The organism is Enterococcus hulanensis, assembly GCF_005405485.1.
GTDB classification, from domain to species: Bacteria; Bacillota; Bacilli; order Lactobacillales; family Enterococcaceae; genus Enterococcus_A; species Enterococcus_A hulanensis.
The window spans coordinates 123,876-148,581 of sequence record NZ_BJED01000010.1 but is presented as its reverse complement, the minus strand read 5'-3'; the positions used below and the strand labels follow the sequence as shown (position 1 = coordinate 148,581).

The 24,706-nt window shown below is 37.5% G+C and carries 23 protein-coding genes and 1 other annotated feature; of the genes, 5 read left to right on the top strand and 18 right to left on the bottom strand.

Going from position 1 to position 24,706, the window contains the following annotated elements:
- Positions 1-215: 215 nt before the first annotated feature.
- The gene (locus FFR60_RS12770; protein ID WP_137664438.1) at positions 216-1,331 is read right to left on the bottom strand and encodes a tyrosine-type recombinase/integrase; all 1,116 of its coding nucleotides are present in this window, start codon (positions 1,329-1,331) and stop codon (positions 216-218) included.
- A 486-nt stretch (positions 1,332-1,817) separates the two neighbouring features.
- On the opposite strand from FFR60_RS12770, the gene FFR60_RS12765 reads away from it, so the two are divergent.
- On the top strand, positions 1,818-3,254 hold the full coding sequence (locus tag FFR60_RS12765; protein ID WP_137664437.1) for a helix-turn-helix domain-containing protein: 1,437 nt from the start codon (positions 1,818-1,820) through the stop codon (positions 3,252-3,254).
- Positions 3,255-4,206: 952 nt separating this feature from the next.
- Here FFR60_RS12765 and FFR60_RS12760 read toward each other — a convergent pair.
- The 4 genes from FFR60_RS12760 to FFR60_RS12745 form a co-directional block, all read right to left on the bottom strand.
- Complete coding sequence (locus tag FFR60_RS12760) at positions 4,207-4,557, bottom strand: hypothetical protein (protein WP_137664436.1); 351 nt, start codon at positions 4,555-4,557, stop codon at positions 4,207-4,209.
- 637 nt (positions 4,558-5,194) lie between these two features.
- Complete coding sequence (locus tag FFR60_RS12755) at positions 5,195-6,454, bottom strand: cytochrome P450 (protein ID WP_137664435.1); 1,260 nt, start codon at positions 6,452-6,454, stop codon at positions 5,195-5,197.
- 125 nt (positions 6,455-6,579) lie between these two features.
- Entirely contained in the window at positions 6,580-7,188 is a 609-nt protein-coding gene (rpoE, locus tag FFR60_RS12750) for a DNA-directed RNA polymerase subunit delta (protein ID WP_088932252.1), read from the bottom strand.
- 73 nt (positions 7,189-7,261) lie between these two features.
- Positions 7,262-7,696, bottom strand: a complete 435-nt coding sequence (locus FFR60_RS12745; protein WP_088932251.1) for a YwiB family protein — start codon at positions 7,694-7,696, stop codon at positions 7,262-7,264.
- 145 nt (positions 7,697-7,841) lie between these two features.
- Between FFR60_RS12745 and FFR60_RS12740 the strand changes: the two genes are divergently transcribed.
- Positions 7,842-8,651 carry a lipoate--protein ligase family protein gene (locus tag FFR60_RS12740; RefSeq protein WP_137664434.1) on the top strand — a complete coding sequence of 270 codons (810 nt, stop codon included), beginning with the start codon at positions 7,842-7,844 and terminating at the stop codon, positions 8,649-8,651.
- Positions 8,641-9,999 (top strand): HD domain-containing protein, encoded by a 1,359-nt coding sequence (locus tag FFR60_RS12735; protein ID WP_137664433.1) that lies wholly within the window; start codon positions 8,641-8,643, stop codon positions 9,997-9,999. The genes FFR60_RS12740 and FFR60_RS12735 overlap by 11 nt, the downstream gene beginning before the upstream one ends.
- A 103-nt stretch (positions 10,000-10,102) precedes the next feature.
- On the opposite strand, the gene FFR60_RS12730 is transcribed toward FFR60_RS12735, so the two are convergent.
- Positions 10,103-10,546, bottom strand: a complete 444-nt coding sequence (locus FFR60_RS12730; protein ID WP_137664432.1) for an NUDIX hydrolase — start codon at positions 10,544-10,546, stop codon at positions 10,103-10,105.
- Positions 10,547-10,683: 137 nt separating this feature from the next.
- Between FFR60_RS12730 and gloA the strand changes: the two genes are divergently transcribed.
- Positions 10,684-11,052 carry a lactoylglutathione lyase gene (gene gloA / locus FFR60_RS12725; RefSeq protein WP_137664431.1) on the top strand — a complete coding sequence of 123 codons (369 nt, stop codon included), beginning with the start codon at positions 10,684-10,686 and terminating at the stop codon, positions 11,050-11,052.
- A gap of 46 nt (positions 11,053-11,098) precedes the next feature.
- On the opposite strand, the gene FFR60_RS12720 is transcribed toward gloA, so the two are convergent.
- Genes FFR60_RS12720 through FFR60_RS12675 form a run of 10 tightly spaced genes read right to left on the bottom strand, consistent with a single transcriptional unit; the run spans position 11,099 to position 20,983 of the window.
- On the bottom strand, positions 11,099-12,457 hold the full coding sequence (locus FFR60_RS12720) for a TrkH family potassium uptake protein (protein ID WP_137664430.1): 1,359 nt from the start codon (positions 12,455-12,457) through the stop codon (positions 11,099-11,101).
- A 33-nt stretch (positions 12,458-12,490) separates the two neighbouring features.
- Positions 12,491-13,123 carry a V-type ATP synthase subunit D gene (locus tag FFR60_RS12715; protein WP_088932227.1) on the bottom strand — a complete coding sequence of 211 codons (633 nt, stop codon included), beginning with the start codon at positions 13,121-13,123 and terminating at the stop codon, positions 12,491-12,493.
- Positions 13,124-13,127: 4 nt separating this feature from the next.
- On the bottom strand, positions 13,128-14,504 hold the full coding sequence (locus FFR60_RS12710; RefSeq protein WP_137664429.1) for a V-type ATP synthase subunit B: 1,377 nt from the start codon (positions 14,502-14,504) through the stop codon (positions 13,128-13,130).
- Positions 14,497-16,278 (bottom strand): V-type ATP synthase subunit A, encoded by a 1,782-nt coding sequence (locus FFR60_RS12705; protein ID WP_137664428.1) that lies wholly within the window; start codon positions 16,276-16,278, stop codon positions 14,497-14,499. The genes FFR60_RS12710 and FFR60_RS12705 overlap by 8 nt, the downstream gene beginning before the upstream one ends.
- Positions 16,279-16,291: 13 nt before the next feature.
- Positions 16,292-16,603 carry a V-type ATP synthase subunit F gene (locus FFR60_RS12700; protein ID WP_137664427.1) on the bottom strand — a complete coding sequence of 104 codons (312 nt, stop codon included), beginning with the start codon at positions 16,601-16,603 and terminating at the stop codon, positions 16,292-16,294.
- Positions 16,593-17,588, bottom strand: coding sequence for a V-type ATPase subunit (locus FFR60_RS12695; RefSeq protein ID WP_137664426.1), 996 nt, complete (start codon positions 17,586-17,588; stop codon positions 16,593-16,595). Before FFR60_RS12695 ends, FFR60_RS12700 begins: the two co-directional genes overlap by 11 nt.
- A gap of 37 nt (positions 17,589-17,625) precedes the next feature.
- The gene (locus tag FFR60_RS12690) at positions 17,626-18,210 is read right to left on the bottom strand and encodes a hypothetical protein (RefSeq protein WP_137664425.1); all 585 of its coding nucleotides are present in this window, start codon (positions 18,208-18,210) and stop codon (positions 17,626-17,628) included.
- A 12-nt stretch (positions 18,211-18,222) separates the two neighbouring features.
- Complete coding sequence (locus tag FFR60_RS12685; RefSeq protein ID WP_088932221.1) at positions 18,223-18,693, bottom strand: V-type ATP synthase subunit K; 471 nt, start codon at positions 18,691-18,693, stop codon at positions 18,223-18,225.
- Positions 18,694-18,711: 18 nt separating this feature from the next.
- On the bottom strand, positions 18,712-20,673 hold the full coding sequence (locus FFR60_RS12680; RefSeq protein ID WP_137664424.1) for a V-type ATP synthase subunit I: 1,962 nt from the start codon (positions 20,671-20,673) through the stop codon (positions 18,712-18,714).
- Positions 20,660-20,983 carry a hypothetical protein gene (locus FFR60_RS12675; RefSeq protein WP_137664423.1) on the bottom strand — a complete coding sequence of 108 codons (324 nt, stop codon included), beginning with the start codon at positions 20,981-20,983 and terminating at the stop codon, positions 20,660-20,662. Before FFR60_RS12675 ends, FFR60_RS12680 begins: the two co-directional genes overlap by 14 nt.
- A gap of 50 nt (positions 20,984-21,033) precedes the next feature.
- Positions 21,034-21,081, bottom strand: a sequence feature (sodium ion sensor (DUF1646 type); this cis-regulatory element may regulate processes involved in with the transportation of sodium ions).
- Positions 21,082-21,297: 216 nt separating this feature from the next.
- On the opposite strand from FFR60_RS12675, the gene FFR60_RS12670 reads away from it, so the two are divergent.
- Positions 21,298-22,023 (top strand): gamma-glutamyl-gamma-aminobutyrate hydrolase family protein, encoded by a 726-nt coding sequence (locus FFR60_RS12670; RefSeq protein WP_137664422.1) that lies wholly within the window; start codon positions 21,298-21,300, stop codon positions 22,021-22,023.
- 223 nt (positions 22,024-22,246) lie between these two features.
- Here the strand turns inward: FFR60_RS12670 and FFR60_RS12665 are convergent, their stop codons facing one another.
- Together FFR60_RS12665 and FFR60_RS12660 are read right to left on the bottom strand one after the other, a co-directional pair.
- Positions 22,247-23,695, bottom strand: coding sequence for an alanine/glycine:cation symporter family protein (locus FFR60_RS12665; RefSeq protein WP_088932216.1), 1,449 nt, complete (start codon positions 23,693-23,695; stop codon positions 22,247-22,249).
- A gap of 191 nt (positions 23,696-23,886) precedes the next feature.
- Positions 23,887-24,702 carry an aldo/keto reductase gene (locus FFR60_RS12660; RefSeq protein ID WP_137664421.1) on the bottom strand — a complete coding sequence of 272 codons (816 nt, stop codon included), beginning with the start codon at positions 24,700-24,702 and terminating at the stop codon, positions 23,887-23,889.
- Positions 24,703-24,706: the final 4 nt, after the last annotated feature.

Genomic DNA, 24,706 nt, shown 5'->3' with positions numbered 1-24,706 from the left:
AACTTATTCTCAATCTAATGACGGTTTATGACGGCTAATAGACATATTTGAGTTTGGCTATTAGAAAAAAACTCATAAAAAAATGAAGCCAAAAGTGGAGTTACACTTTTGGCTTCATTTTTTCATGAGCTCTTTTTTTGAACTTTCAATATTTAACAGTTAGGGATTGAATGGTTTTAAAACAAAGAAAAATAGCTGTACCCCTGAACTATTCATTACAGTGATGTTTTAATCATCATTTCCATGTTTTTAATAGCTTTAACTCGATTTTCCATCATAGTATCCGCGTAAATGTCAAGGGTCATTTTTATTGATGAATGACCCAGAAGAGAGCTTACTGAAGCAATATCTGCTCTAGATTCTAAACATCTTGTCGCAAAAGTATGTCTCAACTGATGGAAATGGACATTGTTCAAGCCGGCTCTTTCTCTAATTTTATGAAAATGATATGTAATCAATCTCGGCTCGCAAGGTGTATCATTGTTAGAAAAAATGTAAGGTGTGCTTGTGTTACTTCTCTTTAATAACCAATTTTTTACATCATCGCTCATTGGGATCTTTCTTATTGATGTTTGTGTTTTAGTCGTTGAGTAAATAATTTTTGTTTTTGATTTTCCATTGTGCTTTGGGATCCTTTGAACTGTATGAGACACATAGATATAGTTTCCCTCCATGTCTATATCCTCCCATTTTAAAGCAGCTAATTCTCCTATTCGCAACCCTGTACGAAGAGAAAGAATTACTGCAAACCCCAAACCATCCATACTTTTTCTTGCTTCATTTTCTAACATTTTTTGTTCGACCAACGTTAATGAGCGAATCTTATTTCTTTTTTCCGAAGGTAGGTCTATATGATCACAAATATTTTCGTTTAAGTATTTCTTTTTAACAGCAAACAAAAAGCTACTACGCAAAATTGTAAATACCACACGTATAGAACTCGAAGACAAACCCGAATCTTGCCACGTCATTATCATATTTTCTAGATCTTCAATAGTTAGTTTATTTATTTCAATATGACCAATCACTGGTAATATATATTTGTCGATTTTATATTTATATCCTGAATAGGTAGACTCTTTTATCATATTTTTATTTTGTGATAGCCAATGATACAACCATTCTTCCAAATTAATAGATAATTCGCCTTTTACTTCTTTAGTGTTGTTATACTTGGATTTATAGAGAGGGAGCGAGTCCTTTACACTCTGATAATTTTTCCCATATATGTATCCATAGACAATTTTCCCATCTTCCCTTCGTCCTTTTTTATAACGGCCTTCCCAACGTCCATCTTTTCTTTTATAAATATTTTCTCCACGGCGAACCAACGTTTTTCCTCCTGTTTCTTGACGGCTATTTAGACGGTTTTCGTAATAAACATTTTATTAACTTATTTCCTGAATTAATAAACGTAAAAAACCATTTGATATCGCATAATAATATTTTTTGAGCTCCCCCAAAAAAATATTGACTATATGAATTACATTGATTACAATGTAATTAGAAATTTCAGAGTTATTCTTAAATAGCCTTCGTTTTTTTTGATCGTTTTCCAAATATTTCTTGTTTGTACTAAAAAAAAGAAAAATAGATTCATCAATTTATTTTTCGTTACTTAACTTTATCATTTTTTTCCGTTATTTATATAACATGTTTTGGGCAAAAAACTACCACATTTTGTGTAGAGCTAATTGAATTAAATTTAGAAATACCTTATCCTTTTATTTAAAAAAGGAAGGTGTTTTTTTTTGTTTATTAATCAATTACTTAGTTCAGAGACCCAATTAGAACTTTCTCTTCTACGAACATTATTTATGAATAGATCTTGGTTGACTACTGTGGAACTGCAGCAATGCTGTAGAAAAAGTAGAAATACCATTATCAAGTACTGCGATCTTTTAAAAGAAAATGCTAAAAATATAACTGCTCATGATTTGATTCAACACGAAAATGGTAGAGGTTATTTTTTTAATGGCGATAAAGAGGATTATCAAGCCATGCTCATTTCGATTGTTCATAAATCTCTTTCATTTGACTTATTACAACAACTACTATTAAAAAACAAAATTTCATTAAATGAATTCGCCAATGAACATTATGCTGACCCTATGACCATTCGGAGAATGCTTAAGAAATTTAATAAACATACAAAACATATCGATTTATCTTTTCATATTAATAAAGGGATCATTCACATAACTGGATCAGAACCTGCCATTCGTTTTTTTACATATATTTTTTTTTGGTATATCTATAGGGGGACCGTATGGCCGTTCAATGATTTATCGGAAGAACAAATTTCCACATTTATTAACCAAACATTTTCAAGATATGGAAACATCAATGATATTATTACTCACCAGTGGAGTTACATTTTGGCAATCAATGTAATACGAGATTCTATCGGCTGTAGGATTTCAATGAAAATGCTTCCTGATTTTTCTGAAGAATTAGTTCGCTTTTTGTTCGGTTCTTCTTCTCCATTTGATGGGGACAAATTTATGCAAAAGCTCAATAAAATTCACAATTTTTCAAGAGATGAGTTTATTTATTTTCTCCTTTTATTACTCACAAGCGTACGGTTCTATACAGTAAAAGATGTATATTCACGAATGCTTTATTTTCATCAAAATACTAATTCTCAAATAAATGAGAAGTTGAAATTAATTATTTCGAGTTTTCCAGAATTCAATCAGACCACAACAGAAAACCAAGAATTAGCGATTAGTTTGCTTATGAGTTCATTACTAAAGAGTATCCTATTTCCAAACTATACTGTACCAATCTCTGGATATGATTATCAGGAATATTTGGATGACAATTTCCCTTTTCTAAAAAAAGAGATGGAAAAACGATTAAAAGGGTTACAGAAAAAAGATGACTTTTTCACCTCTTCCCATGATTATCTTTTATTACGAATGGTTGAGATGTACACTCTTTTAGGAGATCCCGTAGACTTTAATCCAAAAATTATTTTACAGTTAGAAACGGATCTTCCTATTACAATAGAAAAATTATTGAAATCATATTTACTATCTCTCTTCGGTCCTTTCTATCGCCTATCCATTTTTAGTACTTTAGGTAGCGATAAAACCATTATTCCAGATTTAATCATAACCTCAACAAAAACTAAAAATCAGACTGACCGCGGCATTCCAATTATTTATATCAGTCCTAATTTAACCAATAATGATTTAAAAGAACTAACTGCAGCATTTAATAATTTAATTGATGGAAAAAAAGCTAGTTAATTGTATGAGAACCTGATAGATAATTAAACTAAACAGCTTCTATTCAAATAAGCAAACAAGTCCAACTTCTCAACTGTTAGTTGAAAATCTCAAAGGAAAAAACTCTCTAATAGGGTTGCACCTATTGATACGCTCCCCCTAACTAGGACAAAGAAATTATTAAGTCTTAGTTAGGGGTATCTATTATGGGAAAAAGATGAAGAAAGATCAGTGCTGAAGAACGAGTAATCGTTGTAGAAAAGGTTCTTAATAGAGAAGTTGGATTAAATCAAGCAGCTAAACAAGTTGCCCTTGACCTAAGTACTATTTTGAATTAGTACGCCCTTATTGTTTAGCATCTAAAACAGAGCAACCATAAACAGTGAATATTCCTTTTTTCAAATTATCAGGGATCGAAAAGAAAAATGTGTACCAAGCATTCAAATACTGATAGTACATTCGGATTTTCTTTCCTTTATATGAAAATAATCCTCTCAAGTCTTCACTCTCCCTTTTATTATCAGCAGCGGCTAGTTTTTGTCATACTTAGATGTTCGTTACTGTTTTTTGTTCTTCTCACCTTCAAGAGAGTGAGTTGAATGGACCGTTTCTTTTTGACCAGCTACTTTCTTCAAACCCTCAGCATAGGTATCCAACTCATAATACTCTCGGTTCCCATCCTGAGCTGCGATGTAAGTTAGATGAAATTCTGGATTTACTAACTCGACTGCATCATGCCATTTGAATCATTCAATCTCAGCTGTTGGTGGAAATGTTACTCGACTTGAAATCTTCCTTTTGTCTCCAAAAACCAGCTCTGCTCTTTTTTTCGTGATCTCGCCTGTACTTTGCCGTGTCTCTTCGTCAAAGCCTAACACTTTGTCTTCCAGTGAACTAAAGCGAATCGCTCCTAAGCTTTCAATGTCTAAAACTTCTGTAATGTTGTTATTGTCCTTGAATTTTGAAACCCTATCTACACTCCCTCCTTCACTGTCATACCAGATAAATAAAGCGAGAAATCTAAATAACCATTCACTGAATTAGTCATTCGACCATCATCATTCGTTTCTCGACTTGTAATTTGAACTTTATCAGGAACCAAATAAGCTTCCTCGAACTCAACTTCAACCTCACCTTCTGGTAACGTTGCAGCACTTTTGTTAACTACGATCGGTAATGCGCCATGTTTTTCGGAATCACCGTAAAATTTTACATAGCTTCCAAGAACACCATTCACTTCTTTTGGTGCTTCTTTGAACTGTGTTCCTAGAATAAATACTTTACCGACCCATTCATTTCTTACTTTGATTTTCGTTAATTTCAAATTTACTCCTCTTTTCAATCAAAATTTGTGTTTATACTTTGAAATCAAAAAAAAGACATTCTATAAGAACGTCTTTTATCTATGGAACTCATATTTGTATTTAAACAGCTCTGTTTGTTAATTTAAGCACATAATATACCTACTTAGAACTTCTTGTTTATGATTGGTTCTAAAGTCCCTTAGAAGGTAAATCAGCTTGCTTTTGGATATCCTACATCATTATTTATCAAACATAAAAAGGTATTATAATAGCCAGACTACTTTTACATCAATCAACTTTGACTCGCATATTTTTTTATTCAATCCCCACCATTCGTTTCAAACCTATTCAATTCAAGTTGAATTAGTTGAATTGGAATAGTAGCGGATGTACTGCTGTTAAAGCGTTTTGAAAATTATTGAAAATTTCTGTTATTTTTCCGATTGTTGAAACGGGTTCGATTCCCTCAGGGCGCATACTTTCGACGCTTCTCTTTATTGAGGAGTGTCTTTTTTTCGATTCAATTAGAATATCTCCATAAAAGCTATTATACTTTTTTAGCTGGTACTTATCAATTTTGTTTCAGCCCTACTCTTCGAAGACTAAAATGAAGAACCTCTCTAAATAGGTATTCTCCTACTTAGAGAGGTTCTTTAATTATTCCTTGATCAATAGTGCTTTGCTTTTTGGATATGTTGGGAATTGATTCATCGGAATCTCCCAGTCTTGCTTCGGTACTGAAAATTGATACTTATTGACCAGTTGATCAGAAAATACTCGCAAGGTGTGTAAGGTGATCCACTCTCCCGCACAGCGATGCATCGCTTCAAATTTTCCGCCGCCTTGTGCGATCATTTCATATTCCTCATCATAAGAAATATGTTTTTCCTTGCCATGGTAACGTGAAATTCGGAATACTTCTGGTGTTTCTATCGTCCGCTTATCATGATTTGTTCCGTAAAGATCTAGTACTACCCAGCTATCTTTAGGTATCAAATAGCCGTCAATTTCCACATCCTGCTTCGCAAAAGCTGGAAGCATCGGGAAAAATGGGTAATAGCGGCGCATTTCTTGAATAAATGAATCCTGCAATTTATCAAACTCCGCATGAAGCCGTTGATAGATATCTGGTCTGCTGAACAGCGCATGGCCCATTAGAGCGATCCAGACAGTCAAAGCAACAGTTGGTCGAATCACATTCAATAGTTCAACAGCGGCCACGTCAATCGGCAATAGCTCACCATTATCATCAGTTGCGTTGGCAAAAGCGTAGAGCGCGATGTCCTCTTTTCCAGCGACTGGATTTGTTCGCGCATGTTCAATCAATGATTGTGCCCAATTTTCTGATTTTTTGCGATTTTCAATTCCTTTAATATGAGTCGCTGGATTAGTTACAGCTGAACTAATCATCGAAATTTGATATTCAGCCAGCTGATCGATTTCTTCCTTGCCCATTTCGGACAAATCAATACCGGCCCAATCACAAATTGAACGGAACAATACGTCCTTGGAAAGATCAAACAATTCAAACTCGCCGTGTTGCTGATCTAGTTTTTGTGCTAAATTTTTATCCAATATCCGATGGTATTCATCCATTCGTTTTGGTGTCATTAAATTCATAAAAGTAGTTTTTCTGTGCTCATGCGCCTTGCCATCCAGAGTTTGAACACCCTCTTCTCCAAACAAGGTCTTTAAGACAACCTTTGGCATTGCACCTTCACGTTTAAAGTTTCGGGGATCATAGAATTTTTTTGCTGCCTCTTTACCGTAAACAGCAATTACTTCCTTGTTTAATAAGCGTGCTTTAACAACTGGCGCGTCAGCTTCTTTACGTAATTCCGACAGCAGCAGATAGCCTTCGTCTAAGCGTTCTGTTACATCGGTTAATTTGATTTTGATTTCTGGTACTTTTTCCATCCTGTTCACCTTCCTGTTTTTCTTTCTAAATTCATACTATCGTGTTTCTTAGAAAAGAATCAAAGGAAGCGCTTGTGAAATATAAACAGAAAAAGGACAAAAAGAAAAGAATAGATCACATTGATCTATTCTTCCTCTTCGTCATCATCGTCAAACTCTTCGTCGTCATCATCGATCACACTTAGGTCATCTTCGATTCCGCCTGGGACAACTTCTTCATCGTCCTCACTAGCATCTGCTCCGATTTCTTGCAAATCAGAATTGTATGCTGCGATTTCGTCATCGTCATCATCATCGTCGTCGTCGATTTCATCTTCATCATCGTCAACTAACAGATCCGCATCTTCGGGATCGTCATCATTATAGTCAATTGCGTCTTCATCATCATTAATGAAAGCATTGACCTTTTTACGTTTTTTACGACGTGGTTTGTCTTCTTCATCATCTTCTAAGCCATGGTTTACTTCTTCATCGATTGAATCGATCGCGTACCATGAACGTAATCCCCAGCGATTATCGCCTAGAGAAATAAAACTTCCATCAATATTCAAATCGGTATAAAATTGTGCTAATGCATCACGAATCTCACTGTCTGATTTGCCAAGATAGTTTTGGATTTGATTGACTAGATCAGAAAAATCCATTACATCTGCGCGTTCTTCCAGAATTGCGTGTGCCACTTCAATCATTGATAATTCATCTTTGTTCAAACCATCAAAAACACTAAGTTCCAAGTATGACACGTCCTTTCAAAGTCTACTCCTTATCATACAAAATCAAAGGATAAAAAGCAAACCTTTCTTATGTTTAAGTAGTAAATTCTAGTACTAAATGATAGTCGCCGACTTTTTCTTCTTTCATATAAAGCTCGTAGTCGATCGTAATGTTACCAGAAAACGGACGATCTTTTAGACTCACATGCAAATTTTTTGCATAAGTCGAAATCATAAAAATTCCAAATGGGGTCTTATAACTGGTTTCCATTTTTTCACGATACGCAAAACGCATGCGCATCCGCGCTTCGCCGGAACGAATCAATTGTACTTGCGAGTCCGGTGTCACCTTCACTGTAACTGGAACTTCTTGACCATCAGGTTGAATCTCTTTGTAACGAATGTACAGGGTGTCCCCCATCTTGACGACTTGTCCTGGGAGATCGAATACGAAGTCTTCAGTCTCATTATTTTGAGTGACCTTCGTTTGAACGTTTATTTTTGCGGGAATGCCTTCTTTTATATTCACAGAGCTTCCACTCCTTCCATTATTTATTTTTGTCGGTTTTGCCTTTTTTGTCAACTACTTCTGCTTTTTTGAGCGCCTTAATTACTTGCTTTCCCCTTTTTTGTTTATAATAGGAAGAAAGCATGAGGAACGAGAGGAAGATTAGATGAAAGAAGCGTTGCTTTTCGATCAAGGTATGCTCCCAGAAAGTGATTTATTCAACCCCTTCGCGTTAACGGATGTGTTGACGGAATTCAGCGGAGAGCAGAACCAGCCAGTTATTCATTTCTGGCAGCTGCCTAAGACATTGATTTTAGGAATGAAGGATAGTCGCGTCACTTATTTTGCCGATGCATTAAAAACTGTTCAAAAAGAGAACTATCACCTTCTTTTACGCAATGCTGGCGGATTAGGCGTAATCAGTGATTCTGGGGTTCTAAATGTTTCTTTGATTCTTCCAAAAGACACGATTTCTACCTTATCGATTGATGACGGGTATGAAGCAATGGTAGATTGGCTGAGGAAAACAAGCTTTGGAAACTTTGGTTTAAACGTTGGCGAGGTTGCTGATTCTTATTGCCCAGGCAAGTATGACGTTTCGATTAATGGAAAGAAAATCGCCGGTATCGCCCAGCGACGTGTTAAAGATGGTGTAGCAATCATGATGTATCTCAGTGTCAATGGTGATCAGAATTTCCGAGGTGAACTCGTGCGAGCTTACTATCAAAATGGGCTAAAGGAACAATTTGGTATCAATTATCCACCAGTCAATCCGGCTAGTATGACAACCTTAAATGATGTAACCTCATTTGATGTATCCATTGATTCTGTGAAAAAGGAACTGCTACATGCGATACCTCATAATGACCAGACAGATTTTCTATCAACTTTTTATCAATTAGAAGAATATCAACGACGCATTGAAAATATGCAGCAACGCAACTTGATTATTCAGGAGGTACTCAATGACATATAAATATCAAATGCTCCCACTGGAAAAAGTTTTTCGCGATCCCGTCCACAACTATATCCATGTCCAGCATCAGGTGATTTTAGATTTGATCAATTCAAAGGAAGTTCAACGATTGCGGCGAATCAAACAATTAGGTACAACTTCTTATACTTTTCACGGCGCTGAGCATAGCCGTTTTTCTCATTCTCTAGGTGTTTATGATATTACTCGCCGGATCTGTGATATTTTTCAACGAAACTACTCGCAAGAAAAATATGGAAAAGATGGTTGGGATGATTCTCATCGCTTAGTCGCGTTGTGTGCTGCATTACTCCATGATGTTGGTCATGGTCCGTATTCTCATACATTTGAACATATTTTCCACACTGATCATGAGGCGTTGACTGTAGCAATTATCACTTCGCCAGAAACAGAAGTCTTTCAAATATTGAATAACGTTGAGGAAGGCTTTCCAGAAAAGGTTGCCAGCGTAATCACGAAAACCTACGCGAATCCGCAAGTTGTTCAAATGATCTCCAGTCAAATCGACGCAGATCGAATGGACTATTTATTAAGAGATGCCTACTATACTGGAACGGAATACGGCACCTTTGATTTAACAAGAATTTTGCGTGTAATTCGTCCGTATGAGGGTGGGATCGCTTTTTCCATGAATGGAATGCATGCGGTAGAAGACTATATCGTCAGTCGTTATCAAATGTATGTCCAAGTTTATTTCCATCCGGTTTCTCGAGCAATGGAAGTATTGTTAGAGCACTTATTAGATCGTGCCCATGAACTATATCAAGAAGATGCAGAGATTTTCACATTCCATTCCCAATTTTTAATTCCCTTTTTGAGACAGGATTTTTCATTAGAGGATTATCTAAAGCTCGATGACGGTGTGCTAAATACCTACTTTGCCCAATGGATCGAAGAACAAGATTTGATTTTAAGTGATTTAGCTTATCGCTTCTTAAATCGCAAACCTTTGAAATCAATTACAGTCGATTCAAGTGAAAATCCGTTGCTGATCGAATTGAAAGCATTAGTTGAAAAAGCTGGGTTCAATCCCCACTATTATACAGCAATCAACTCAAGCTATGATTTGCCTTACGACCTTTATCATCCTGAAAAAGGCAGTCATCGAACTCAAATTGAATTGATGCAAAAGGATGGGACATTGATCGAACTATCAAAAGCCAGTCAACTAGTTTCAGCACTGACTGGCCAAGGTCAAGGTGATATTCGTTTCTATTATCCAAAAGAAATGACACAACAGGACAGTAGGAATTCCGATTTGTTTGATGACTATTATCAAGCATTTGCCAAGCATATTCGAAATGGCGCATTAGTAGAAGAAAAAAGCTAAGTTATCCCCTTTGATGTTTATTAAAAAGAAGTAGAACAGGATTTATGCTCATCTCCTGTTCTACTTCTTTTTTCTATATGTTTAGGTCAATAAATGCGATGCCTCAAAGACTTTTTTTCCTTAACCATTCTTCTACGGCCCATTTATGACTGCCGCGTTTCAATAGTTCGATCGCCTTTTGCGGCAACTCCCAACTGCTGTTGTTTCCTTCTTCCAGCGGTTCAGAGACTTTTTCCCAGCTTTTCGTAGTATAAAAATAGCCCGGATTATAAAAAAAGGTCCCTCGATGACGTGAATAGAAGTATTCATCCGCCTGTCCTAAATAGTCGGATAAAATGACTTCAACGCCTAGCTCTTCAAGCATCTCTCGCTCGATAGCCTCTTCTTTCGTCTCGTTCCCCTCAATTTCTCCTCCAGGTAAAAAGTATGCGCCATTAGGAGCTTGTACAAGTGCAATTTTTTCTTCATCATCCATTAAAATTGCGTAAGCTGCATAACGGGCTTGATATTTTTTTTCGGCTTCTTTTACGCCAAATACTGGGATCATTGGTGTCCTCCTGCAAAATGTATTTACTAGTTAGTTTACATTAAAAAAAACTCATAAACAACCGCTGAGCATAATTGCTGGCAATTTGATTTTTTATGTTATCATGAAATTATTACTTACTAGGAGGATACCTAATTATGAAAATGGCACACACTTGTGTACGGGTAAAAGATTTAGAAGCATCAGTAAAATTTTATCAAGAGGCTTTCGGTTTTGAAGAATCCCGCCGCCGCGATTTTCCAGATGCACAATTCACTTTGGTTTATTTAACTTTACCAGGTGATGAGTATGAATTGGAATTAACTTACAATTATGATCATGCGGCTTATGATTTAGGAGATGGCTACGGCCATATCGCGATTCGTTCAGAAGACATTGAAAAACTTCACGGTGAACAAAAAAATAAAGGGTTCAACGTTACTGATATGAAAGGCTTACCAGGAACAGATCCTTCTTATTACTTTATTACTGATCCAGATGGTTATAAAATCGAAGTTATTCGCTAGAGCATAAAAAAGTCGTTCATTGGAAAATTCCAGTGAACGACTTTTTTTATCCAATGATAACACTTTCTTCTGGAAGCTTATAATGCCCGCCTTTTGCTTTCATCAAACGCATAGTCAATGAGAAACCGACTGTCAGAATTCCAACTCTTCCAATATACATCAAAGCAATAATCAAGAGTTTTCCCATTAGACTCAAACTCGGAGTCAAACCCATCGTAAGTCCGACTGTACCAAAGGCAGAAAAAGTTTCAAATAGAAGGTACTCGATTCCCCGAAAACGCGGCAATACTTCTGTCACTGACATCACCATAGTCACCGCAATACATAAAGTCAACGTAATAAAGAAAAGTGTAAGTGCTCGCGAAACTACAGATGGGCGAATGGTCCGTCGAAAGGCTTCTGCATGAACTCTTCCTTTCAACATAGAGATCGTTTGAATCAATAAAACCCCAAACGTTGTTGTTTTGAGTCCCCCGGCTGTTGATCCCGATGTTCCTCCAATGAACATGAGGACAATCGTAAAGAGTATGCCCGCCTGGCTGACATTTCCATAATCAACTGAAAAGTAACCCGCGGTTCGAGGTGTCACAGACATGAAAAGCATATTCGCAAAACGATTGATTGGAGATGTATCGCTGACGATAAAACGCCCACCAGATTCTGAAATATAAAAGACTACTGTTCCGAAAATCAGCAGACCAATCGAAACAGTCAAAGCCAGCTTACTATGAAGGCTTAATCTCCTAGTTTTACGAAAGGCCATCAGATCCTGCCAAACAATAAATCCTAATCCGCCAGCAACAATCAACCCTGAAATCACGAGTAATACATACGCATTGTCTTGGAATCCAACTAAACTATCTCCAAATAAATCAAATCCTGCATTACAAAATGCCGAAATAGAATGAAAAATGGAATACCAGACTCCTTTTGCTAGTCCATAAGATGGAATAAAATCAACTGCTAATAAAATGGCGCCTACCAGTTGAAAACCGATCGCAAAGCGTAAAATATAGTACATCAGTTTGATTACACCGGATAGATCATCCAAATTTAAGGACTCGCTTAAAATGATCCGTGTCACCAAGCCAACTTTTTTCTTCATAACTGCAAAAAAAATAAACGGCATCATCATGAAGCCTAAACCACCAACTTCAATCAGAACCAAAATGATCAGTTGCCCGCCCATATTCCAGTGTTCGCTAGTAGTTAGCGTCGTTAAGCCAGTTACGCAGGTCGCCGATGTTGCGGTGAACAAAGCATCAATAAAAGGTGTTTCTTCACCAGATCTTGTAAACACCGGCAAAGTCAATAACAAACTTCCTAGCAAAATTACTCCACCAAAACCTAAAGCAATAAATTGAATCGGATAGATTTTAAACGGCCAGCGTTTTTCTTTATTCATAAATTCCTACCTTCAAAAAAAGGTACTACTTTCTCAAGTAGTACCCATATTTTTAACTTTGATCATGCGGGTAACACCCGCACGTTCATTTTCTTCTAACTTCATTTTGATAAAGTAAATTGTTTCTTCCAATTGAGGGATCGTCATATATTCTAACGCATTGACCCGACGTCGTGTCTTTTCAATTTCTTTTGCCATGAGCTGGCAAGTCTTTTCGATTTCAGTCAGTTCCAATAGCTTTGGTAAAACTTCAGTGAATTTTTGAATACTTTGATCCAAATCATCATTAGAGTTTAAAAAACCATATTCTAGTGGACCATCTGACAATTCCGACTCGTGTTGAAAATTCATTATCGGTACTTTGACACTCATGACATCTTTTTCGATCACATCAAGAGACACACGCTCTTTAGGAACAGCCAACAACTCTTCAATATATTTATCATTCAACAACGCATCTGCTACCGAAAAATTCTTCATTGCTTGCTGCAGTTCTTCTTCAACTTCGGCACGCATTACGTTATTCTTCTTGACTAATAAAATGAATCGTCTCATCAGCTCATCTTGCTTGTCCTTTAACAGTTTATGACCACGACTAGCAGTGGTCAGCTGCTTTTTCAGTCGTGTGAGTTCCATTCGTGTTGGATTGACATTTAATTTCACCATAGGATCAAACTCCTTCTGTTAAATATTCGTCCAACATGTCGTCCTTGATCCGTTTCAACTCAGTTCGCGGCAACATCGCTAAAAGCTCCCAACCAAGATCCAACGTTTCGTCGATCGAACGATTTTCGTAAAAACCTTGATTAACATATTCTTCTTCAAATCGTTCCGCAAACTTCGCATAGATTTTATCAACATCTGATAACGCAGAGTCACCAAGTACCACTGCTAATTCTTTCGCTTGTTTACCTTGGGCATATGCCGCAAACAACTGATTCATTGTTGGTGCATGATCTTTTCGTGTCTTTCCTTCACCTGTTCCTTTATCCTTCAAACGAGAAAGCGAAGGCAAAACATCGATTGGCGGTTGAATACCATTTTTGTCCAATTCACGAGATAAAATGATCTGTCCTTCTGTAATATAACCAGTCAAATCGGGAATCGGATGGGTTTTATCATCTTCCGGCATCGTAAGAATTGGAATTTGAGTCACTGAACCTTTCAGACCGCGAATCCGGCCAGCACGTTCATATAATGTAGCTAAGTTAGTATAAAGATACCCTGGGTAGCCACGACGTCCTGGTACTTCCCGACGAGCTGCTGAAATTTCACGTAAAGCTTCACAGTAATTGGTCATGTCTGTCATGATGACTAATACGTGCATCCCTTTTTCATAAGCTAAATATTCAGCCGCAGTCAACGCCATTCGTGGTGTCGCAATCCGTTCGATTGCTGGATCGTTTGCCAAATTCATGAAGACGACTGAACGATCAATCGCGCCTGTCTGACGAAAGTCTTCCATGAAAAATTCTGCTTCTTCAAAGGTAATACCTATACCCGCAAATACTACAGCAAAATCATCATCCTTATTCAGCACGGTCGCTTGACGCGCAATTTGTGCTGCCAATTCTTTATGGGGCAAACCAAATCCTGAGAATACAGGAAGCTTTTGTCCTCGAACTAGTGTATTCAAATGATCGATTGCCGAAATACCCGTTTGAATAAATTCATCGGGGTAATCCCGAGAAACAGGATTGATTACTTCCCCGTTGATATCGACATTTTTTTCAGGTAAGATTTCTGGTCCGCCATCTTTAGGTCGACCCAGTCCATCAAAAACACGCCCAACCATATCTTCTGACACGCCCAACTCTAAAGGATGGCCTAAAAAGCGCGCTGTCGAATCCTTTAAATTGATGCCGCTGGTTCCTTCAAAAATTTGAACAAGAGCTTTATCTTCATGGATTTCCAATACTTGCCCACGACGCAGCTCACCATTATTCAATCGAATCTCAAGCAGTTCCTCATATTTGATACCTTCGACTTTATCAATTGCCATCAAAGGTCCGACCACTTCATTGATGGTACGATATTCCTTAATCATTGGTCATTCCTCCTTCAGCAACAATCGCTTGAATCTCTGTTGTGATATCCAAATTAATTTGATCTAACTTTTCTAATTCACTTTCAGGAATGTATTTGCTCCGTGCAATTCGATCTCGTAAAATGACTGTTCCATCGATAATTTCCTTCAAATAGGTTCCTAACTCTAAAGCACGTTGCCCTTCCTTGTTGAAGGTCAAAATATTTTGGAGCATTTTGAACTGTTTTTCTCTCGATGTGAAAGTGTCTACCTCATCAAAAGCATTTTGCTGCAAATAGTCTTCACGTAAAGACTTCGCAACCTCTAGCGTCAAGCGATCTCTCTCTGATAGTGAGTCAATTCCGACTAAACGAACGATTTCATTTAGTTCAGATTCTTTTTGCAGCATCCGCATACCTTCTGCTACCATTTGTGACCAGTTTGTTTGTAATTCATTATCTAAATACCTTCCAACTTCAGAAGAGTACAATGAATAACTTTGCAACCAATCAATTGAAGGGAAATGACGTTGTTGAGCTAATGTAGCACTTAATCCCCAGAAAACTTTTACAACACGTAATGTATTTTGTGTTACTGGCTCAGAAGTATCCCCTCCTGAAGGTGATACCGCACTGATAGCCGTAATTGAACCTTCACGTCCATCGCTTCCTAATGCAATAACTCGTCCAGATCGTTCGTAGTATTCCGCCAAACGACTACCCAAATAAGCTGGATAACCTTCATCACCAGGCATCTCTTCTAAACGTCCACTCATTTCACGTAAAGCCTCCGCCCAACGTGAAGTAGAATCAGCCATAATCGCAATATTGTATCCCATGTCACGAAAATACTCAGCAATAGTGATTCCAGTATAAATAGATGCTTCACGTGCAGCAACGGGCATGTTTGATGTATTAGCAATCAAAATGGTCCGCTCCATTATAGATTCGCCTGTTGTAGGATCGATTAACTCTGGGAACTCGTTCAATACATCAGTCATTTCATTCCCTCGTTCACCACAACCAACATAGACAACAAGATCCACATCCGCCCATTTTGCAATTTGATGCTGAACGACTGTTTTTCCCGCCCCAAATGGTCCAGGGACTGCTGCTGCGCCGCCTTTTACCACTGGGAAAAAGGTATCAATTACTCGTTGTCCAGTAATCATTGGTGCCTCTGGATTTAGCTTTTCTGACACAGGACGTCCACGACGCACGGGCCATTTCTGTAACATAGAAAATTCTTGCAGACCGTTTTGTGTCTCGATCACATATACAGTATCATCGATCGTGAATTCTCCAGATGAGATTTTCTTCAAAGTTCCCTTGATCCCATTCGGTACCATAATTTTATGCGTAATAATTTTAGTTTCTTTAACCGTTCCAACTATATCACCAGCAGATAACACTGCTCCTTCTTCAACAGTAGCCTCAAACCACCATTTTTTCGTATGATCTAGTGCTGGAATCTGAACACCACGGCTAAGAAAATTACTATTAGTTTGTTCTTTAAATGTATCTAACGGACGTTGAGTTCCGTCAAACATTTGGGAAACAATGCCCGGTCCTAGTTCAACCGAAAGTGCTTCCCCCGTTGTCCTAACTGGTTCGCCTGGTCCAATACCCGCAGTCTCTTCATATACTTGAATGGAAGCAACATCGCCACGCATCTCAATGATTTCGCCGATAACCCCAAGGTCACCTACGTAACAAATATCTTGAATAGCTGCTTGCTCCATTTTTTCTGCCAACACTAGTGGACCAGAAACTTTTGTTATTCTACCTTCTTGCAAGTCATTAGCTCCTTTATAAAATATTCTGTCCGACCGCTCGTTCAACTTGTCCTTGAATCAAAGACTTACCAATTCCTAAAGTTCCCTCGTGATTAGGAATCAATACAATCGCCGGGATCATCATTTCTTCATAACGTTTGATTGTATCAGGAACAAGCTGAGCAAATTCCTCGGTAATGTAAATAATTCCATAGTCATTTTTAGCCATTTCATCAATTTGTTGACGAATAATTTGCTTATCTTTTGTTGTTCTAGTATCAAAATCGAAGAGTCTGAAAGGCAAGACAGAATCCTTATCACCGATTGCAGCGATTTTATGTGCCATATGTCTCACGCATCCTCTCTCTAATTTGATCATCCGTTAAGCCAACTCGTTTACCTGTGATGATTAAGCGAAGATTTTTTGTTTCAATCGCCTTCGCATTTAATAACGCTAAAACTGGTAGCGGTCCAAATGCTTGTGTTTGTGCAGTTTCATAAAAGCTTGTTAAATAATCATCACAAAGTCTTTCCAATTGACTCAAGTCAATTGTATTATCCTCAATAATAGGTTCGATTATTTCATTATAAGTAGTGGTTCTCAAATAGCTAATTAGCTTTTCGAGACCAACTTCAACACAATCTAGTAATTCTTCTTTTGGAATACTTCCTTGGCTAGACAGCGCAGTCGACATAAAGTTTCGACTTCTTTTCTGTTTAATCCCACGCGCCGTCATCAAAATATTGGTGAAATCGATAAAGCTGATAACTTCTTGTGTCAGCTCTGGTTCATTTATCGTGTCAGCTATTTTCCGCTGACAATATAAAAATTTCCGATCTAAAATAATATCGATTCCTTGTAAACTGTTGGATTCTTCGAAATGCTCCCTGACCTCTCGGATACTATCAAGCAAAATATCAGGTAATCCGCTTGCTTGACCAGTCCGAATGGCCGTTTTGATCTGTTCTAAAGAATAAAAACCATCGTAAATATAAAGCTCATCAAAATTTTTATCTAACAAATCAGCTTTGATTAATGCTTTAAGGTTATGAAAGGTAAAACGCATTGTGTAGATCCAAATAACATTCGGATCAGGAATAATCTTTACCAATTCTGCCAACAGATTATCTTGCGCGGTTCCCAGAGCTTCTTCAAAGCTTTCATAGAAATCATCTGACAAAAATTCACCATAAATCGTTCCTCTAAAAAGAGCTTCAACCTCTGTCAAATCTTCAGCTTTTATCATTCTCGCCATAAGCTCAGGAGCCAGCAAATCCAATTCTTTCAAACGAACCAGCGGATTCAATTCATGATACGTAGATTGTTTCATTCAATGCCTCCTAATTCGTAGTCTTTTAAAGCAGTGTTTATTCAAAAAGCGTCTGAGCCGTTTGATAACTTTCTCGCTGTTGAATTTCTCTAACTAAACTCTGATATAGAAAGTTATACTGCACACCTTCTTTATCTAAAACGAATCCAGCCTGACCAGTAATTGGTTCGTTACCCATTACTAATTGATAAGCAAGCTTGCGGTTTTGCTCGTTCAACCATTCTTCACTAAAAACTGCTTGCGACTTTTCACCAGGGATAAAAACTAACTCGCCTTGCAATTGCATCTTTTCCAAAGCATTATGAGCAAATTTTTGCTGCTCATTTAATGTCCAGTTCTCCATTTGAGTCACAGCCTCAGCAAAAACACTCTCTAAAATAGCTTGTTTTTGATTTAGAATCATCTGTTTTTGAGCAACCTGTTGCCGATTCGTAGCCTGCTTGTAATTGTTTTCTAAGTTTTTTAAATTTTTCTCCAAGCGTTTTTGGTGTTCAGCTTCTATTTCTGTCAACTCCGCTTGAAATTCTTGATCAATCCGTGCTGTTTCTTTTTCTTTCAGCTGACGCTGTTCCAGATCTGCTTGCTGATTCAATTGTTCGACTATTTTTTCGATTGCTTCCATCAGAAATACTCCTTACACTTGTCCAACTAACAAGAATGAGATAACGAATCCTAAGATCGCATATGTTTCAACCATGGCAGCATAAATGATTCCCTTTGTTGAATGCTCTGGTTTTTTCGCTAGAATTTGAATACCAGCGGCGGCTACCTTACCTTGGGCAATCCCAGAAAATAGACCAGTAAACGCAATCGGTAATGATGCCCCCAGATAGCCTAAACCTTGAACCACTGTCAAATCACTTGATAAATTTGTAAAAATTAAGAAAGCAATAACGAAACCGTATAATCCTTGCGTTCCTGGTAATAACTGCAAGATCAAGGCCTGACCAAATTTTTCTGGTTGACTAGTAGTCAAAGCGGCAGCCGCTTCACCAGTCATACCGACACCTTTAGATGATCCAATACCAGAAAAAATTGTTGCTGTTGCCATTCCTAAAATTGCGAAAATAATACCGCCACTGTTGTTAATCAAATACTCCATCATTGTCTAAAATTCCTCCAATTATTTTTCTTGTTCAATATTTACATATTTTTCTTCCGACTTTAATGGACGAAAGGCACGTCCTCCGCCTTCGTAGAACTTTCCGAAAAATTCTACATATTGTAGCCGAGCTCCATGAACATAGGCCGATAGTAAAGATAAAAAGATATTTAAGCCATGCAGAGCTAACATTAACAAAATCCCAACACTAAATCGTGCAATCGGCGGCATATAACCAACCAGCATATTAAATGCTGCTGCAATACTGCCCCCAGAAATTCCTAATGCCATCAAACGTGTGTAACTTACTAAATCACCAATATAACTGGTAATTCCATACAAATTGTAGGCGCCTTTTGCTAACCCTTTGATCTTAGATTTCGATTGGAACATCGGTGTAATGACAATCAATAAAGCACTCAATACTGCTAAACCAACGCCGATTAAAAATAGCGGCTGACTGTTCATCAACATTTTTCCTAAACCACCAACAATCGCTCCAACCATTATTCCTTGCCACGCAAAACCATCTGACACAGCGCCTAAATAATTCTTGGCCTTGATGTTTTCTTTTGCAGCTAAGCCTAGTCCAATAAAAATTTGTATCACACCAAAGATGATCGATAGAATTAAAATACTGATAACATCATCACTCGTTGAAAGAATCGGTGTGTAACCAAGCGAAAATCCAAAGAATGAATTATAAATTAACCCCCAAATGATGGTAGGTACAGCCAAGATTTGGAAAAAACGCATGAAACGCTCCATTCCACGTGGCAATATCGTTCTTAATCCAATCGTTGTCGCTACTAACATTAATGCCCCGTAGCCTGCGTCAGCCACCATCATTCCAAAGAATACAAAGTAAAAAGGCATAAACCATGGTGTCGGATCGACTTCATGGTATTTTGGCAAACTGTACATCTCTGTCAGCATCTCAAATGGTTTCACCACTGCATTGTTTTTTAATTTTGTTGGTATTTCTTCATTGATCTCAATGTTTGTAGGCTCTTCAATCTCAAGGTAAAGATTTTCACTGCCTATTGCATTACTAACAAAATTTTCAAATGCCTTGAAGGTTTCTGTTTCGATCCATCCTTGCAGCAAGAATAATTTATCATCCTTGATAAAACGGTCGTGGATCAGCCAACGATTTTTACGTGCTAATAGAACCTCTTCTGCAGTTTCCAAGTTTTCAATCACGCTTTTTTTCTGTCCGATCAATTGAGCCAGTCGTTTTTGCTCTTCGACTAACTCAAGCAATTCTCGCTGAATAGCTGTCAGTTCAGCCTTGGGTAAATATGGACGATTGTAAGTAAACGCAGTTACACTAAATTGACGCGTTAGTTCTTGAACTTCTCCTTGTTCGGCACGCAAGTACAATAGAACAAAATTAACAATATGATCGTCACTATAAATGATTTCACGATGAATCTGTGTATCCTTTAATTCCTGTTCAAATAATTCCCAAATACTCGCATCCGCAGTTCCCAAAAAGCATTTTGTTGAATGTAGTGAATAATCCTTTGGTAAAAAATCTAATGACTGCCACTTTTGCAAAAGATTCTCTTGTTCCTGCAGACTCAATTGTTTCGAGTTGGCCTCTGAAAAAAACTGTTCTAATTCTTGGATACTCTCCAATTCTGATAGCATTGCTTCTTCATTGAATGTTTCTTCCAATTCTCGTAAAGTCGCTCGCTGACGTTTAAGATGATTTCCTTTTTCACGACTGCTACCATGGTGTTCCACGAATTGTATGGCATGTGTTATTTGTTCTAACTGATGATCGACTCGTGCTAATGCATCTTGACTAGGCAGAGGATCAACTTCATTGAAATATTTTTCTACCCAATCATTTGTAACTGATTGTTCAAAAAGATTTCGAATCTCCACCCCTTGGAATCCCTGAACCGCAGATAGAATCTGTTCACTATACCCTTGCTGGGCAATCAAGGTCAGCTTACTCATTTTACTGACTGCCATATTCTGAGATCACCCTTTCAATAATTTTTTGAATCGTTTGTTCTTTTTTTATCATATATTTTTCTTCCATCATCCTAATCGCTTCTTCTGCATTACTAGTCAGTTCCTTTTCCTCAGCCTCCAATCCTGCAGCTAATTCTTGTTCTCTTTCTGATAAGACAGTAGAAAAGTTTATTTTTAGCTCTTCACGTTTTTCTTGCAATAATCGTTTTTTATTTGCTTCATAAACCGCTAATTCCGCTATTAACTTTTCTTTTTCTCTTTCATTTTGCTCTTCAGCAGATTTTATTTTTTCTAAAGCTTCTAACACACAAACCCTCCTTTAAGATACAAAAAAAGAGCGCAAAACTCTCAAGGTTGCTCTTCTCACCCCTTGAAGAACACGATCCTTGAAGCTTACGCCCAACCATTTTGTATTTATTCAATGAACATAGTATATCAAAAAAAGCGATGTTCGTAACTGTTTTTCGGTAAAATGGTTAAAATTTTAATATGTTGGTTCTGCAACTCACGTTTATTTTATAGTAGTTTTTTACAGAGAAAGAATGAGAAAAAATTAATAAGTGAATTACTTGCTTTTTAAGTTTTGACTATGGTATCAAATAATAGAAGGAGTGGTCGGTCATGAAAAAAAATATTATCGGAATAGCAGCAAATCAACACTATCAAAACAACCAAGATTTTTTTGATCAACAGTTTACCTATAGTCCGCAAGGCTTTATCGATGGGGTACACCAAGCTGGAGGTCTGCCCATCTTACTACCTATCAGCGATCCGGAATTAGCCAGTGATTATATCACATCGATCGATAAATTATTATTAGCTGGAGGTCAAGATGTAACACCCTTTCTTTATAATGAGGAGCCTCATCCCAAATTAGGCCAAACCAGCATTGATCGGGATACTTTCGAAATGGCTTTAATTAAGGAAGCAATCAAACAAAATAAACCGATTTTTACGGTTTGTCGAGGAACGCAATTGTTGAATGTCACTTTAGGAGGGACTTTGTATCAAGATTTAGCCCAATATCCTGATTGGGAAGTAAAACATGATATGTTTCCTACTGTTCCTGACTTTGGTCTGCATTCTATCACTGTTAAGTCTGAGTCAACTTTAGCTCCACTTTTTGGTGAACGAGCACAAGTCAACTCATATCATCATCAGGCCATCAAAGATTTAGCTGAAAGTCTTGTACCGATTGCATGGGCACATGACGGTATCATCGAAGCCGTTGAAAGCCGCGAAAAAAATACGAAAATTCTCGGTGTACAATGGCATCCTGAATTAACGCATAAAAATGATTCTAAGGAACAAAGTTTATTTGATTATTTTGTTCAAAATTTTGAGTAAATCAGTGGTTTACTCTTTCGGATGAAATAACAAATCCCTCAAATTTTAGTTATCAAAGCGAATAAATTGTCATTCAATTTCAATACATCTCGTCAAAATCATAAGAATACTACTTTAGCACCATTTTTAGCTGAAGTATCTGTGGCCAGTCAACGCTTTACGATACGAATAGAAAAGAGCCGTAGCAAAACATTAATTTGCTACGGCTCTCGTTTTTTATTTCTTAATCATCATCAAGGGATGTATCTGTCAAAGAAACAGATGGCAACTCCTCTAATTCACCTGCTGACAAACGAGCGAAATAAGATTTTGTTTCCTTAAATACAACTGGACTCAATAGAATCAATGCAACAATATTTGGAAATGCCATCAATCCGTTGAAAATATCGGCAATCGTCCAAACAGCTGATACGGTTAAATAAGGACCAATAAATACTGCAAAAATGTAAACCCATCGAAATACTGCGGAAAATTTAGTATTTCCTCCTGTTAAATAGCTTAAGCAACGCTCTGAATAATAATTCCAACCTAAAATAGTTGTAAAGGCAAAGAATGCCAAACAGATCATTAATAGTAAAGAAGCAATTGTTTGAGAAATAGGCAGTGCCTCAGAAAATGCGTAAATTGTTACTGCTGACCCTTCTAACCCTGTTTTCCACGCTCCAGTTAAGATAATTGCCATTCCCGTCATATTACAAACAACCAAAGTATCAATAAATGTTCCAGTCATCGAAACCAGTCCTTGACGTACAGGTTCCTTTGATTGCGCAGCTGCTGCAGCAATCGGTGCACTTCCCAACCCAGATTCATTGGAGAATATACCACGAGCGATCCCCTTTTGCATCGCAATCATCATGGCTCCCATAGCACCGCCGGAAACAGCCCGTAACCCAAAAGCACTTTGAACAATTTCTACAATAACACTTGGCAATTTGGAAATATTCATTGCAATCATGAATAAACATAACCCTACATAAATAACAATCATCAACGGAACAATAATCTCGGACACTCGGGCAATTCTTTGTACACCACCGATTAACACGATAGCCACCAGAATCGTTACGACGATCCCAGTAATTATCACTGCCCACGAATACTCGTTACCAAAAAGAGTAACCGTGTTCATTTTCTCAGGATCAAAAAATGTTTCTGCTGCAGAGGTGATCCCATTGATTTGTGCAATCGTACCGATCCCAATCACACCTGCAATTGCTCCAAAAAAAGCGAACATCTTTGCTAACCATTTCCATTTTTGACCAAGTCCATTTTCAATATAATAAAACGGTCCGCCTAATGCCTTGCCATGATCATCAAAAGTACGATATTTTACAGCTAATAAACCTTCCGCGTACTTTGTTGCCATTCCCAATAATCCAGCTAGTTCTAACCAAAATAAAGCCCCAGGCCCTCCTGCAACAATGGCTGTAGCGACACCAACAATATTACCTGTACCAATCGTAGCTGATAAAGCTGTACACAACGCTTGAAAACTCGTGACATCTCCTTGTCCGCCTTCCTCGTTTTTCACCATATATTTCAGTGCTAACGGTAACCGGCGAATCTGAATCATGCGACAACCAACAGTTAAAATAATACCAATTCCTAAAATTAAGACGATCATTGGGGCACCCCAAATTAGCGAATTAATTTTTGATAAAATATCACCCATCAAATCCCTCCCTTTTTCTTGTCATTTTATCATAAAAATAATTCACAAACTCTTTTTCGATTAAAAAAAATTGCTTTATTGATTTGTCAAACGAAAAAAATATTGTTCGACTGCTTGTAAAAAAACAAAAAACACATGAATCAGACACGATTAGTATCTGCTCCATGTGTTCTATTTGAATATATCATTAGCTAAAAATCAAAATTATCTGGATCGGCCCCGAGACGTTCATCAATATTTAATGCATTGATTTGACCTATCTCCTCATCAGTTAATTCAAAATCAAACACGTCGTAGTTTTCTTTTATCCGCTCTTCATGAACTGATTTTGGAATCACGATGATATCGCTTTGCAAATGCCAACGAATAATTACCTGTGCTGCTGTCTTGTTGTGTTTTTTCCCAATCTCAACAAGTGTTGGATTTTGCAATATCTTTCCTTGTCCAAGTGGCGACCAAGCTTCAACGGCAATACCTTCTCCAGCCAAGTAATCACGCAACTCAACTTGCGTCAAAGTAGGATGCAATTCAATTTGATCAACCATAGGCTTAATTTTTGCCGTTTTCATTAATTCTTCAATATGATGCTGATGAAAATTTGATACACCGATGGCTTTCGCTCGACCACTCTCGTAAATTTCTTCCATTGCTCGCCAAGAATCGTTGAACTTTCCTTCGACTGGCCAATGAATTAAATATAAATCTACATAATCTAAGCCCAAACGTTCTAGGCTCTCATTGAAAGCTTGATGAGCAGAATCATAACCTTGATCAGCGTTCCAAAGTTTTGTTGTAACGAATAAATCTTCACGTTTTATTCCAGATTGGCGAATTCCTTCACCGACACATTTTTCATTTTTGTATACTGCAGCAGTATCAATCAAACGATAGCCATTTTCGATCGCCCATTTAACAGAATCTGTCGCGTCGCTTTCTTCCACTCGCCAAACACCTAAACCTAACCGAGGCATTTCGATACCATTTGCTAGCTTTTTACTTTTGTCCATCAAA